Below are 13,052 nucleotides of genomic sequence, written 5' to 3' on the forward strand. Positions count from 1 at the left end.
CTGCAGGACCGTGCCCTCGACCGGGTCGCGATCGCGCCGGGCAAGTTCCCGGTCGTCGTACTCATGCCAGGCATGGGCCTGTCGGCGCCGATGTACGCCGCCCTCGCCGAGGACCTCGCCAGTCACGGGTACTTGGTCGCGGGCGTCACGCCGACGTACAGCGCGAACCTGACCGTCCTCGGCGGTGAGCCGGTGACCAGCAAACCGGAAGCGAACCCGCCGAACCTCGGCGACGACAACGAGGGCGCGCAGCAGGCCGGCGACCACCTCGTCGGCATCTGGGCGGCCGACGCCCGGTTCGCGGCCGGCATGGTCGTGAAGCAGCTGCCGAACTCGGTCGAGAACGCGGTCGGCCCGTCGTACGTCGGGCACTCGTTCGGCGGCGCCGCGTCGCTGGAGGCCTGCCGGCTCGACCCGCGCTGCGCCGCCGCCGTCGACCTGGACGGCTACCAGTTCGGGGACGTCGTACGGAAAGGTCTGAAGGCGCCGATGCTGCTGCTCGGCGCCGACGACTCCTGCATCACCAGCGTCTGCGGCCCGGACGCCAAGAACGACACCGACCGGAACCGCGCCCTCTCGTTGCTGAAGGCAAGCACCGGTACGTCGTGGTGCGCCACCGTCCCCGGCACCCGGCACTTCAACTTCACCGACTACGGCGCGTACTACCTCGCCTACCCGCTCCGCCGCTTCCTCCCGCTGGGCAGCGCCGACCCGCGCCACGCGCTGACCATCACGAGCGGCTACCTCAACACGTTCCTCTCCCACACGATCTACAAGACCGCGGCCCCCGGCGCACCGGTCTGCAAGAGCTAGAGATCGGCCTCGTACGTCTGTCCGGTCAGGCGGTCGCCCCACATTTCGTGTACTTCGGAACTCACCAGCCGGAAGCCCCGCGCCAGGTAGATGTGCCGCGCCGCGACCAGCGGATCGTTCGTCCAGAGCACCATCCGCTTGTACCCGGCCGACCGCGCGAACTCCATACACGTGTCGACCAGCTCCGCGCCGAGCCGCAACCCGCGCGCCGCCGGCGTCACCAGCAGCAGCCGCAACTGCGCCGTCGTCTCGTCCGGCCCGCGCACGCAGAAGATGCTCCCGGCCCGCTCCCCGTCCACCTCGGCGATCCAGGCGGCCTCGCGCTCGTCGTCGTGGTCCGACGCGTACTGCGCCACGATCTGCGCGATCAGCGTCTCGTACGCCGTCGCCCAGCCGTACTCCCGCGCGTAGATCTCCGCGTGCGCCTGCACCACCCAGCCGAGGTCTCCGGGCTGTCCCAGCTTCCTGATCAGTTTCGTCATGAACCCTACCCGATCTACTGACACAACTGTTTCAGTAAGCAATACTAGACCCGTGCCGACCACAAAGACAGTGCCGTCTTCAAAAGAGGGTCCTTCAGCGCGACAGCAAGAACTGCTGGAGCGCGCCTACTCCTATTCGCTCACCCACGGGCTGGCCGACCTGTCGCTGCGCCCGCTGGCGAGCGCGATCGGCACCAGCCCCCGCGTGCTGCTCTTCCTGTTCGGCAGCAAGGACGGCCTGATCCGCGCACTCCTGGCCCGCGGCCGGGCCGACCAGCTCGAGCTCCTCCGGCAGACCGAGCAGCGGTACGACGACCCGCCCGGCCTGCCCGTCGTCGCCCGCGAACTCTGGACCTGGCTGGCCGCACCGGAACGCCGCCCGCTGATGACGTTCTGGGTCGAGGCGTACGGGCGTTCGCTCGTCGCGCCCGACGGCCCGTGGGCGGACTTCGCCCGCTCGACGGTCGACGACTGGCTCGAACTCCTCGAAGCCAGCGACCCCAACCAGACCGCGGCCCGGCGAACCGCCGTACTGGCGATCCTCCGCGGCGCCCTCATCGACCTCCTCGCCACCAACGACCTCCCCCGCACAACCTCCGCCGTCGAGGACTACCTGTCAGCCTGACCCGGCTCGCGAGCGCCCCCGTTCTGACGCTGCGGATTGGCCGGCGCCTTGTTCAGCTTCGCTTGCCCCGGCCGAGTCGCGGTCGCGCGTCCTGCCGAAACGGTCCCGGACAAGGCCACATCGAGCGCGTCCTTCTGTTCCGGTTGGCCCTGCGGCTGCGTTCCCTGCTCAGCCTGCCGATCCTGCTGCACCGGCGTACCAGACCGATATCTTTCCTCGATCCGGGCAACTGCTCGCAGCCCTTCGTAGTACGCCGCCTCACCGAGCGCGGCCGACTGCGTGGCGCGGCTGCGTACCGGCATCATCGTCTCGAGATCGGTCAACGAGGAGAACGCTGCCCGCATCGCCTGGTTGAGCTCGCCTCGGACCCGGCGGACGTCTCCGGGCGGGACCAGCTCGGGCAGGTTCGAGCTCTGGTACAGGTGCTCGGTGACGACTCGCCACTTGCGATCGGACAGCTCGCAGTTGAGCTGCCGCAGCAGCTCATCACGACCGGCGCCCGACCGTTCGCCGATCCGTTCGGCAAGAATATCGGCGGCCGGCAGGTAGTGCTGGTACCGGGAGATCGCCGTGACGCTGTTCAGCCCCGGTGCGACGTCCTCGAGGCCAAGTTCGTCGATGTACCGGTCGAGGTTGCGGTATGCCCAGGCTTCGGTGGCGCCCTCCTCGAGCGCCATCCGCGCCGCATCGGGCGAGAGCGGCGTATCCCGATCCTCGCGGTCGCCGTTGTCGCGGCCCTCCGGCGCCAGCATGTGGGTGTTCTCGTGCAGTACGACGAGCAACGCGCTGCGGTACCGCACGAGGTCCTCGGCCGCGAGCTGCCGGCCCTGGCGGGCGAACATCTCCCGCAACGGTTTGACGACCTCGCCGTGGTCGTACCGCAGGGTGCCGTCCCAGTCCGCCGTACCGAGCACGATGCCGCGGTCGACCTTGCGCGTGGGACCGAGCTGCCCGCGCCGCCAGGACGAGTGATGGGCACCGGACAGTGCGATGGCAGCATCGGCCTGCCGGGCCATCAGCTCGTCGAAGCTGCGGACTCCGTGCCCGCGTCCCGGTGGCGAACCGCCCGCCGGCGTGGTCATACCCCGTCGCGTCGCAGTGCGTCGATGAGCTTGGCGAGGGATTCGTTCAGCCCGAGGATCGCGTACTGTTCGCCGACGTCGGTGGTCTCGTTCGCGATACCGGTGATCTCGGCGATCCCAGCCTCGGCCCGGGCCCTCCGCTCCGCCGCGGTCCCGCCGTCCGCGCCGGCCCGGGTCAGCGCCGCGGTCGCGCGGGTCATCCGGCCCTCCGCCTCGGGCGCGGTCTCGTTCGCCCACTGGGCCAGGAGGTACTCCGCGGTCCGGCGCTTGTGCACCGGCTCGACCGACTGCGCGATCGTCCGCAACCGCTCCAGCTCCGCGGTCGCGCCGTCCACGTCCAGCCGGCCGAAGGTCCAGAGCTCGTAGGCGCTCTTGTACTGCGCGAAGAACTCGTCGTACTCCATGCCCGGGATTGTCTCAGCTACACCAGTTCAAAGGCGACGTTCCGCTTGGCGATGTCGGCCTCGACGAGTTTGACGCGGACCTGGCGGCCGAGCGGCAGGGCCGTGCCGGTGACGCGGCCCTCGATCGCGGGTTCGGTCAGTACGACGATGCCGCGCCGGTCGTCCTTGTCGTCGACGTCGGTGATCACGCCGTCGAAGGTGGCGCCGAGCCGGTCCGCGACCAGGCCGGCCTCGACCATGCTGACGATCGACCGCTCGTAGGCGTGTGCCCGGCGGTCCGCGTCGTCCATGATCTTCGGGATCTCGTCCATCGACTCCCGGACCCAGGCCGGTACCTCGGCACCGGCCGAGAGCGCGACGCAGATCTCGCCGGTCCAGCGGTCCACCAGCCGCCGCAGCGGGGCGGTGACGTGCGCGTACTCCGCCTTCATCGCGGCGTGCTGCGGCTTGTCCGGCACGCTGCCGTCGAACGCCGTGTACCCGGCGCCGCGGAACAGCACCGTGCAGGCGGCCAGCATCGCCGCGTGCGCGGGTGTCGCCGGGTCGAGCCCATGGATGAACTCGGCGTACGACACGTCGGCCGGCCAGTCGATGCCGAGCGCCTTCGCGGTGTTGCCGAGCTTGCGGCGCAGGTCGTCGTGCGACTCGGGCAGCGTGCGCAGGATGCCGATCTTGCCCTTCATCATCAGCTGGGCGGCGGCCATGCCGGTGAGCAACGAGATCTGCGCGTTCCAGCCCTCGACCGGGAGCGGTGCGCGGAACTGCAGGCCCCAGCCGCCGTCGGACGTGACGACCTCCTGGTCCGGGATCGGCAGGTTCACGCCGCCGCGGTCGAGCTCGCACTGCTCGCGGAGCTTCCCGACCTCGCGGAGCAGCCGCAGCGACTCGGACGCCGTACCCGCGTCAAGGTCCTGCTGTACGCCGGCGTAGTTGAGCTTCGCGCGCGACTTCACCAGCGCGCGCTCGCAGGTGACGCCGGTGATCTCACCGGACGCGTCGAGGGTGACGGTCCACAGCAGCGCGGGACGGACCTGGTCGGGCAGCAGCGAGGCCGCATCCTCGGAGAGCTCCGGCGGGTGCAGCGGGGTGCGCTTGTCCGGCGCGTACAGGGTCTCGCCGCGGCGCCGCGCCTCGGTGTCGATCGGGTCGCCGGCCTGCACGTACGCCGCCACGTCCGCGATCGCGTAGTACACCGTGAACCCGTCGCCGGCCCGCTCGATGTGCAACGCCTGGTCGAGGTCCATCGAGTCCGGCGGGTCGACCGTCACGAACTCGAGGTCGGTCCGATCCAGCTCCGGCAGTACGACGTTCCGCGCCGCCTGGAGCGCCGCCGCGGTCACCTCCGGCGGGAACTCCGCCGGCACCTCCTGCTCCCGGCGGATGTCCTGCAACGATGTCCGGAAAACCTCCGGAACGTCCTCGGCGAATCGAACCCTCTGCAGCGGCATGGGGTCAGACTAGGCCCTGTCCGGCATCCAGCGTCGTAGCGAGGAGGTGCCGTGCCGAGTGCCCGCAGTAGGCGCTGGATGCCGGACAGGGCCTACTGCGACGGATCCACATTGAAGGAGCGCAAGGACGCGAGGCCGTCGGCGTACCAGTGCGCCTCGGTCAGGGTCGCCGGGCGGAGCTCCATCCGGAAGATGGAGGACATCGGGGCCTGGAGCACCGAGCGGACCATCAGTTTGATCGGGGTGACGTGGGTGACCACGAGGATCGTCTTGCCCGGGTGCCGCGCCAGCAGGCCGTCCCGCGCCGAGCGGGCCCGCCGGGCGCACGCATCGAACGACTCGCCGCCGGGTGGCGCCACCGTCGTCGACTCGAGCCACGCGTTCAACGCCTCCGGCCACTTCTCCTGGACCTCGGCGAACGTGTGCCCGTCCCAGTCACCGAACGAGCACTCCACCCAGCCCCCGTCCACAACAGCGTCCAGCCCGAGCTCGGCGGCGACCACGGCCGCCGTTTCCCGCGCCCGCCGCATTGGTGAGGTGACGACCGCGTCGATCCCGCCGAGCCGCGCCAGGTACGCCGCGGCAGCCGCCGCCTGCGATCGGCCGTGCTCGCTCAGCACCGGGTCGTCGCCACCCGAACCGGAGAACCGCTTCTCCGCGGTGTGCGGCGTCTCGCCGTGCCGCAGGAAGATCAACCGGGTCGGCGGCTCGGCCTGCGCACCCCAACCACGCAACGCCTTCTGCTGATCGGACGGCTGTGCGACCGGCGCCGCCGGCACCGTCGCATCCGCGGGTTGCAGCGGGATCGGCACCCCGTCGAGCGCGTTGTTCGCGAGCGCGTCCGCGGCGGCGTTCTTCGCCCGCGGCACCCACGTCCACTCGGTCCCGAACGGCGCCAGCCCCTGCGCCTTGATCGCCAGCGGCTGCAGGTCCGGGTGCTTGATCTTCCACCGGCCGGCCATCTGCTCGATGACCAGCTTGGAGTCCATCCGTACTTCGATCGACGCGTTCGGCGCATACTCCGCGGCGAGCTCGAGCCCCGCGATCAGGCCGGAGTACTCCGCGACGTTGTTGGTGGCGATCCCGATCGTCTTGCCCTGCTGGGCGATGACCTTCCCGGTCACCGGGTCCCGGACGAGCGCGCCGTACGACGCCGGCCCCGGGTTCCCCCGGGATCCACCGTCGGCCTCGACGATGACGTGCCTGTAACTCATCCACGTCCTCGCTTCGCTCCGGGCGCGGATGAGGCACGAAACGGGCTGTGCTTGATGATGAGCTCGCTGCGCTCGCTCATACCGCGCTGTCCGCCGTCCGGACGAGGATGCGGCCGCACTCTTCGCAGCGCAGTACGGCATCAGCAGGTGCCGCCTTGATCGCGTTCAGGTCGGACGGGGCGAGCTCCATCCGGCAGCCCATGCAGCGCTTGCCGACCAGCGGCGCGGCGCCGATCCCGCCGTTGTGCTCACGCAGTCGCTGGTACTGCGCGATCAGCCCCTCGGGCAGCTCGGCCGCGACCGCGGCACGCTTGTCGGCGAGGCCGGCGCGCTGCTCGTCCAGCTCCTTGATCGACGCGTCCCGGGAGGTCTCCAGCTCCGACTGCCGCCCGGCGAACGCCTCCGCGCGGGTCCGCAGCTCGGTCTGCACGACCTCGGCGGCCTCGAGCTTTTCCATCACCTCGAGCTCGGAGTCCTCCAGGTCCGAGATCCGCCGCTCCAGCGAACCGATCTCGTGCTGCAGGTTCTCCAGGTCGCGCGGCGAGCTGACCTGACCGGAGTCGATCCGCTGCTGGTTCCGCGCGCGGCGCTGGCGGACCTGCTCGACATCGCTGTCGGCCTTCTTCTGCTCGCGCTGCAGGTCGCTGACCTCGGTGTCGGCGGTGACCAGCTCGCGGTCGACCACGGACTTCTCGGCGAGCAGGTCCTTGAGCGCCTGGTGCTCCGGCAACGACGCGCGCTTGTGCGCGACCTGATCAAGCTGCAGGTCGAGATCCTGCAGGTCCAGCAGCCGGCGTTGGACGGCGGGCTCGGCGTTCAGGGTCGGTTCCTTTCACTCAGAGGGTGTCCGAGAGCTCTGACACCCTCTCAAATCCGCAGCGTCCAGGCGTCCGTGCAGAGTGTTGAGATGTGAGTGTCCACGGTACTGCCTCGGGCCGCGAGGCCTTCGAGCAGGAGGCGTTCGGCGTCCGCGAGCCACGGCCACTCGCTGGCCCAGTGCGCGACGTCGACCAGCGCGGGGTCGCCGTACGCCCGGGCCTCGGTCGCCGGGTGGTGCCGCAGGTCGGCGGTCAGGTACGCGTCCACCCCGGCCGCGCGGACCCGCCCGAACTCGGAGTCGCCTGCTCCCCCGACCACCGCGACGGTCTCGATCATCCGATTCGGATCACCGGCGACCCGTACGCCGTGCTCGGTCCGCGGAAGCCGCTCGGCGACCAGCCGCGCGAAGCCGGCCAGCGGCAACGGCTTCTCCAGTACGCCGACCCGCCCGCCTCCGCGCTCGCTCGGCAACTCCGCCAGCTCGTAGACGTCGTACGCCGGCTCCTCGTACGAATGCGCCGCGATCAGCGCCTCGACGACCGCGCGGCGCCGGTGCCGCGGGAGGATCATCTCGAGCCGGTTCTCCGGGACGACCTCGATGTCGCCGACGGTGCCGATCGCCGGGTTCGCGCCGTCCAGCGGGCGGAACGTGCCCTCGCCGGTACCGCTCCACGCAGCCCGTTCGTAGTCGCCGATCCGGCCCGCGCCGGCCCGCGCGAGCGCGTCGAGCATCGCCTGCGTCTCCGCGACCGGGACGAACACCACGACCTTGTCCATCGGCTCGGCCGGCATCGCCTTCAACGGGCGGGTGTCGCGCAACCCGATCGCGGCGGCGAGCGCGTCGCTCACACCCGGGTTCGCGTTGTCGGCGTTCGTGTGACACACATGTAAAGCGACACCGGCGCGAATCAGGTCGGTGATCACGCGGCCCTTGGGGGTTGTCGCGGCCACGCTGTTCACCCCGCGCAACAGCAGCGGGTGGTGCGTGACGAGCAGGTCGTACCCGCCGTCGATCGCCTCGTCGACCACGGCCCGCATGGGATCGACCGCGAACAGGATCCGCCGTACCTCTTGCTCCGGGTCGCCGGTCACCAGCCCGACGGCGTCCCAGTCCTCCGCCCAGGCAGGGTTGTAGAGCCGATCCAGTACTGCGAGCACGTCCGCTAGCGTCGTCACGACGCTTATCCTGACATTCCATGGATCGTGACGGGGGCAACCGCCCGGTGCCCCCGCCACGACCATGTCCGCCGGTACGAGCGACGGCGTGGAGGTGCGGCCGCCCCGCCGCATCCGCCACGACACCCGCACCGGCGGGAACGCCCCGGTCACACAGGGGGAGGACCGTCTCGGGACGGCCGACCGGGGCGCGTTCGGTGGGTTCTCAGATCAGCCAGGCGGTGGTGTCGCCGGGCAGCTTGTCGCCTTCGAGCGGGCCGCTGGACAGGACGACGGCGGCGTCCGGCAGCTCGACCGGAGCGGCGCCGAAGTTCGTCACGCTCTGCCAGCCGCCGGAGCGGACGAAGTGCAGGACGTCGTCGTTGCCGTCGATCCAGGTCAGCGAACTGCCGGTCCGCAGCCCGCGGCGGACCGCGAGCGCCTTGCGGTACAGGCTCAGCGTCGACTCCGCGTCGTCCTGCTGCGCCTCGACGGAGTACGCCCCGAACCACTTCGGCTGCAGCAGGTGCGAGCCGCCGGTACCGAAGCCGAACGACAGGCCGCCGACCGTCCACGGGATCGGCACCCGGCAGCCGTCGCGGCCCTTCTCGGCGCCCTTGGACCGGAAGTACGCCGGGTCCTGCAGGTTCGCGGCCGGCAGCTCGCCGACCTCCTGCAGGCCGAGCTCCTCACCCTGGTACAGGTACGCCGAACCGGGCAGCGCGAGCATCAGCAGCGTCGCCGCCCGGGCCCGGCGCAGCCCGAGCGCGACGTCGACGGTCGGCTCGGTGCCGTTGCTGAGCAGCCAGTCCTTACCGTCCTGCCAGCCGCCCTTCGGGTTCTTCGGCAGGCCGTACCGGGTGGCGTGCCGGACGACGTCGTGGTTCGAGAACACCCACGTCGACGACGACCCGTTCTGCTCGGCGAACTCCAGGTTCTCCTCGATCACCTGACGGAACCGGTCGTACTCGAAGTCCGCCTGCAGCAGGTCGAAGTTGAACGCCTGCCCGAGTCCGTCGGCGCTCGCGTACCGGGCCCGGCGGGCGGCCGGTACGAACGCCTCCGCGACCGCGGACCGGGGCGGGTCGTAGGTGTTCAGCAGCTTGCGCCAGTCCTCGTAGATCTCGTGTACGCCGTCCTGGTCCCAGAGCGGGTGCTTGCCGTACGACTCCGACTGCCGCGGCAGTGTCGCCTTCGCGGGGAACGGCTCGGTCAGGTCCTTCACCAGCGCGTGCGCCACGTCGACCCGGAAGCCGTCCACACCACGGTCCGACCAGAACTTCAGGGTCTCCAGGAAGTCCGCCCGTACCTCGGGGTGCTGCCAGTTCAGGTCGGGCTGCTCGGCCGCGAACATGTGCAGGTACCACTGGCCGTCGTCGGTCTGCGCCCACGCCGAGCCGCCGAACACCGAGTCCCAGTCCGACGGCGGCTGGTCCGGGGCGCCGTCGGGACCGTCGCGGAAGATGTACCGGTCCCGGGCCGGGTGCCCCTTGGCGGCCTCCAGCGCCTCGACGAACCACTCGTGCCGGTCGGACGTGTGGTTCGGGACGATGTCCACGATCAGCTTGATGCCCTCGGCGTGCAGCGCCTCGACCAGCTGGTCGAAGTCCGCCAGCGTGCCCAGCCGCGGGTCGACGTTCCGGTAGTCGTCCACGTCGTACCCACCATCGGCCAGCGCGGACGGGTAGAACGGGCTCAGCCAGACCGCGTCGATGCCCAGCGCCACCAGGTACGGGACTCGACTGATGATGCCGGGCAGATCGCCGACGCCGTCGCCGTCGGAGTCGGCGAAGCTGCGCGGATAGATCTGGTACACGACGGCCTGCCGCCACCAGTCGGACTGAGTCGTCTGGGTCGTTTGGGTCGCATGTGGACTCGCCACGATCGCCTCACTCGGAATCTGTTGGTAACCCGGGGTTTATATATAGGCTCTAAATTTAGAATCTGCATGTATTCTGCGGTCGGTAGGATCACGAGGTCAAGGGGCTTTCATGGCAAAACCGGCGGCTACCCCACCGACGGCGACGCCGGCGATGTTGCGGCGGGTCAACGCGGGCAAGGTACTCGGCGTGCTGAACCGCGCACGGGTGATGACAGGAACCGGCCTGATCGAGGCCACGGGTCTCACCCGGGCGACCGTGCACGCCGTCTGCAACGACCTGATCTCGATGGGGTGGGTGGTCGAGCTCGACCCGGGACGGACGTCGGTGGGGCGGCCGTCGCGGCGGTTCGAGTTCAACGGGCGGGCCGGATACGTCCTCGGGATCGACATCGGTGCGGCCAAGACCACGGTGCTGGTCTCGGACCTGCGCGGCGAGACGATCGCGAAGGCCGGGCGGTCGGCGGCCGGGGTGAAGGCGCCCGCCGAGCGGACCGAGATCGTGCACGCGACGGTGGTCGAGGCACTGGAATCCGCGGGCGTGTCGGACGCGCAGGTGCTGGCGGCCGGTGCCGGTGTGGCCGCGCCGGTCGACCGGGACGGGAACATCCTGGTCGACGACGAGTTCTGGCGGCGGTTCGACACCGGGCTGTCGCAGCGGCTGACCGAGTTGCACGGGTGGCCGGTCCTGCTGGAGAACGACGCGAACCTGGCGACCCTCGGCGAGCACTGGCGCGGCGAGGCGCGCAACGTCGACGACCTCGTCGTACTGCTGGCCGGTGAGCGGTTCGGTTCCGGGCTGATGGATTCCGGGCGGTTGCTGCACGGCAGCCGCGGCGGGGCCGGTGAGATGGTGTTCCTGAAGCTGATCGAAGGCGTTGGCGACACCCACGGTATTGCCCGGATCGCCCGGGAGAACGGTACGGCGGCGGTCGCGGACACCGGCGTACGGACGTCCCTGCGAGCGCTGGCGACCGACGGCGAGGTGACCGCCGAGCAGGTGTTCCGGGCCGCGGCTGACGGCGACAAGGTTGCCCAGGGCATCCTTCAGGACATCGCCGGCCGCACCGCCCGGGTGGTCGCGACCCTCGGCACCCTCTTCAACCCCGAACTGGTGGTCCTCGGCGGCGCCGTCGCCGAAGCGGCTGCCGCCCTACTCCCCGACGTCGAACGCCAGTTGGCCGGCTACACCAGCACTCCCCCACGCGTCGCCGTCTCGTCCCTGGGCGACGCGATCGTCTCGGTAGGAGCTGTCCGCCACGCCCTCAACTACGTAGAACAACACGCCCTGGACCTGGAACTCAGCTGCCGCCGAGGGTGATCACCGGCAGGTCGACAGTACGTATGCGTCCACTAGGGCCGCCGAGCCGTTCCACTGAGCGCGGCCCCGAGCGCAGTGGACGTATACGTACTGTCGAGCCGCCGATTCTCAGCGGGTGAGCTGGCGGGCGACGGCTTCCAGGACGATCAGGTTGCGGCCGGAGGTGGTGGCGGAGGGGACGCCGGGTGGGACCAGGGCCTGGTCCTCGGGGATGCCGGTGCAGAGGATGAAGAGGTTGTCGGGGTGGGACTCGACGAGGTGGGTGAGAGCGGCGCGCATCCACGGAGTACGGCCCGCGTCCTGGATCGCGATCACCAGCGGACGGCCCTGCGCGGCCTTCGCGGCCCGGGCGATCGCGTCGTCCTGCGGCTCGCCGTTGTCGGTCAGGTGGTGCTCGCCGCGCAGTACGACGCCGTCCGCCTCCGGCGCGACCCGCGTGAAGATCTCCGGAAGCCCTGAGAAATAAGGGTTCCAGGCCGGGTGCAGCCCCTGCGTCAGATCCACCACGTACGGCGCCGCACCGAGCGCCGGGAACGTCTGCCCGGCCACCACCCGCGCTGCCACCTCCCGAATCGGCGCCCCACCGAGACCGGACTGACGGCTGCGCCGGCCGAGCGAGGCAGCGAGCGTACGAACCCGGGCCGCCGCATCCGCCACCCGCTCGGCCGGCAGGGTTCCCGTACGGACGGCCTCCACCACGCGAGCCGTCAACGCCCGCGGGTCCGCCGTACCGACCGCGATCATCGCCAGGTCCGCACCCGCGGCGATCGACGCGACCGCGGCGTCCTCGATCGAGCGGTTCTTGGTGATCGCGCCCATCTCGAGCGCGTCGGTCGTGATCACCCCGGTGAACCCGAGCTCCTCCCGCAGCAGCCCCGTCAGCAACCGGTGCGACAAGGTGGCGGGCTGGTCGTCGTACGCCGAGAAGACGATGTGCGCGCTCATCACCACGTCGGCGCCGGCGGCGATCGTCGCGCGGAACGGGGCCAGCTCGACGGCCCGTACCTCCTCGACCGAGCGGTCCACCCGCGGCAGGTCGGTGTGCGAGTCGACGGCGACGTCGCCGTGGCCCGGGAAGTGCTTCGGGCAGGCGGCGATCCCGGCATCGTGGACGCCCTCGACGAACGCGACACCGTGCCGCGAGACGACCTCCGCCGTACGCCCGAACGACCGGGTGGAGATGATCGGGTTCGCCGGGTTGCTGTTCACGTCGACCGACGGCGCGAGCATCAGGTCGATGCCGAGCGACGCGAGGGTCGCGGCCGCGTCCCGGGCCGCGGCGCGGGTCAGCTCGGTGTCGTCCAGGTCGCCGAGCAGCCGCGGGGACGCCAGCGGCCACGGGTTCGCCGGCGCGAGGTGGCTGAACTCGCCGCCCTCGTGGTCGATCGCGACGATCAGGTCGGGGCGCTCGGACCGCAGTACGGCGGTCAACGCCGCCACCTGGTCGGCGTCCGCGACATTCCGGGTGAACAGGATGACCGCGCCGAGCCCGCCGGCCACCGCGCGCCGCAGCGCGTCCGGTGCCGTCGTACCAGTGAAGCCGACGACCAGTGCGCCGGCCGCGTCCCGATCCAGTTGAGCACTCATCCCGCAACCCTCTCGCACTCGCGGCGTCCGGCGCCAGTAGCGGCTCTTTGGCGCCCGGAGGGGCATCGTTGTCAGGAGTTGTCATGGCAGTTAACTGCCGCCACCCTGCGGGTTTTCCATGATTACCAACATTCACCCCTGTCTGTTCGGGCCGACTACAGATAACGTTGTCTCTCGACCTGACCGCCCTGACCGGGGGGACGATGAGCGACGACACTGGGGA

General features: G+C 70.6%; 11 protein-coding genes and 1 pseudogene. 3 read left to right on the plus strand and 9 right to left on the minus strand.

Annotation, left to right across the window (positions count from 1 at the left end):
• Positions 1-813 (plus strand): annotated as a pseudogene (locus VFF46_RS20095) (hypothetical protein); the annotation flags it as partial.
• Here the strand turns inward: VFF46_RS20095 and VFF46_RS20100 are convergent.
• The gene (locus VFF46_RS20100; protein ID WP_325038698.1) at positions 810-1,295 is read right to left on the minus strand and encodes a GNAT family N-acetyltransferase; all 486 of its coding nucleotides are present in this window, start codon (positions 1,293-1,295) and stop codon (positions 810-812) included. The pseudogene VFF46_RS20095 and the gene VFF46_RS20100 overlap by 4 nt on opposite strands.
• Positions 1,296-1,365: 70 nt before the next feature.
• On the opposite strand from VFF46_RS20100, the gene VFF46_RS20105 reads away from it, so the two are divergent.
• Positions 1,366-1,920 carry a TetR/AcrR family transcriptional regulator gene (locus VFF46_RS20105; protein WP_325038699.1) on the plus strand — a complete coding sequence of 185 codons (555 nt, stop codon included), beginning with the start codon at positions 1,366-1,368 and terminating at the stop codon, positions 1,918-1,920.
• On the opposite strand, the gene VFF46_RS20110 is transcribed toward VFF46_RS20105, so the two are convergent.
• The 7 genes from VFF46_RS20110 to VFF46_RS20140 form a co-directional block, all read right to left on the minus strand.
• The gene (locus VFF46_RS20110) at positions 1,905-3,002 is read right to left on the minus strand and encodes a hypothetical protein (protein ID WP_325038700.1); all 1,098 of its coding nucleotides are present in this window, start codon (positions 3,000-3,002) and stop codon (positions 1,905-1,907) included. The genes VFF46_RS20105 and VFF46_RS20110 overlap by 16 nt on opposite strands.
• Entirely contained in the window at positions 2,999-3,406 is a 408-nt protein-coding gene (locus tag VFF46_RS20115) for a hypothetical protein (RefSeq protein WP_325038701.1), read from the minus strand. Before VFF46_RS20115 ends, VFF46_RS20110 begins: the two co-directional genes overlap by 4 nt.
• A gap of 17 nt (positions 3,407-3,423) precedes the next feature.
• Positions 3,424-4,854: an RNB domain-containing ribonuclease gene (locus VFF46_RS20120; protein WP_325038702.1), complete on the minus strand. Its 1,431-nt coding sequence runs from the start codon at positions 4,852-4,854 to the stop codon at positions 3,424-3,426.
• Between the two features lie 92 nt (positions 4,855-4,946).
• Positions 4,947-6,068 (minus strand): bifunctional RNase H/acid phosphatase, encoded by a 1,122-nt coding sequence (locus VFF46_RS20125; protein ID WP_325038703.1) that lies wholly within the window; start codon positions 6,066-6,068, stop codon positions 4,947-4,949.
• A 76-nt stretch (positions 6,069-6,144) separates the two neighbouring features.
• Positions 6,145-6,888, minus strand: coding sequence for a zinc ribbon domain-containing protein (locus VFF46_RS20130; RefSeq protein ID WP_422653753.1), 744 nt, complete (start codon positions 6,886-6,888; stop codon positions 6,145-6,147).
• A 47-nt stretch (positions 6,889-6,935) separates the two neighbouring features.
• Positions 6,936-8,063, minus strand: coding sequence for a Nif3-like dinuclear metal center hexameric protein (locus VFF46_RS20135; protein ID WP_325038705.1), 1,128 nt, complete (start codon positions 8,061-8,063; stop codon positions 6,936-6,938).
• Positions 8,064-8,268: 205 nt separating this feature from the next.
• Positions 8,269-9,924: a glycoside hydrolase family 13 protein gene (locus VFF46_RS20140; RefSeq protein WP_325038706.1), complete on the minus strand. Its 1,656-nt coding sequence runs from the start codon at positions 9,922-9,924 to the stop codon at positions 8,269-8,271.
• Positions 9,925-10,033: 109 nt separating this feature from the next.
• Between VFF46_RS20140 and VFF46_RS20145 the strand changes: the two genes are divergently transcribed.
• Positions 10,034-11,242, plus strand: a complete 1,209-nt coding sequence (locus VFF46_RS20145) for an ROK family transcriptional regulator (RefSeq protein ID WP_325038707.1) — start codon at positions 10,034-10,036, stop codon at positions 11,240-11,242.
• Between the two features lie 108 nt (positions 11,243-11,350).
• Here the strand turns inward: VFF46_RS20145 and nagZ are convergent, their stop codons facing one another.
• Positions 11,351-12,829 carry a beta-N-acetylhexosaminidase gene (gene nagZ / locus VFF46_RS20150; protein ID WP_325038708.1) on the minus strand — a complete coding sequence of 493 codons (1,479 nt, stop codon included), beginning with the start codon at positions 12,827-12,829 and terminating at the stop codon, positions 11,351-11,353.
• Positions 12,830-13,052: the final 223 nt, after the last annotated feature.

Origin of the sequence: Kribbella sp. (assembly GCF_035655035.1) — a bacterium.
Classification (GTDB): Bacteria; Actinomycetota; Actinomycetes; order Propionibacteriales; family Kribbellaceae; genus Kribbella.

Excerpts from the sequence above, each read along its gene's own strand:
- VFF46_RS20100 (WP_325038698.1), bottom strand. The coding sequence starts at position 1,295 with ATGACGAAACTGATCAGGAAGCTGGGACAGCCCGGAGACCTCGGCTGG.
- VFF46_RS20110 (WP_325038700.1), bottom strand. The coding sequence starts at position 3,002 with ATGACCACGCCGGCGGGCGGTTCGCCACCGGGACGCGGGCACGGAGTC.
- VFF46_RS20115 (WP_325038701.1), bottom strand. The coding sequence starts at position 3,406 with ATGGAGTACGACGAGTTCTTCGCGCAGTACAAGAGCGCCTACGAGCTC.
- VFF46_RS20120 (WP_325038702.1), bottom strand. The coding sequence starts at position 4,854 with ATGCCGCTGCAGAGGGTTCGATTCGCCGAGGACGTTCCGGAGGTTTTC.
- VFF46_RS20125 (WP_325038703.1), bottom strand. The coding sequence starts at position 6,068 with ATGAGTTACAGGCACGTCATCGTCGAGGCCGACGGTGGATCCCGGGGG.
- VFF46_RS20145 (WP_325038707.1), top strand. The coding sequence starts at position 10,034 with ATGGCAAAACCGGCGGCTACCCCACCGACGGCGACGCCGGCGATGTTG.
- nagZ (WP_325038708.1), bottom strand. The coding sequence starts at position 12,829 with ATGAGTGCTCAACTGGATCGGGACGCGGCCGGCGCACTGGTCGTCGGC.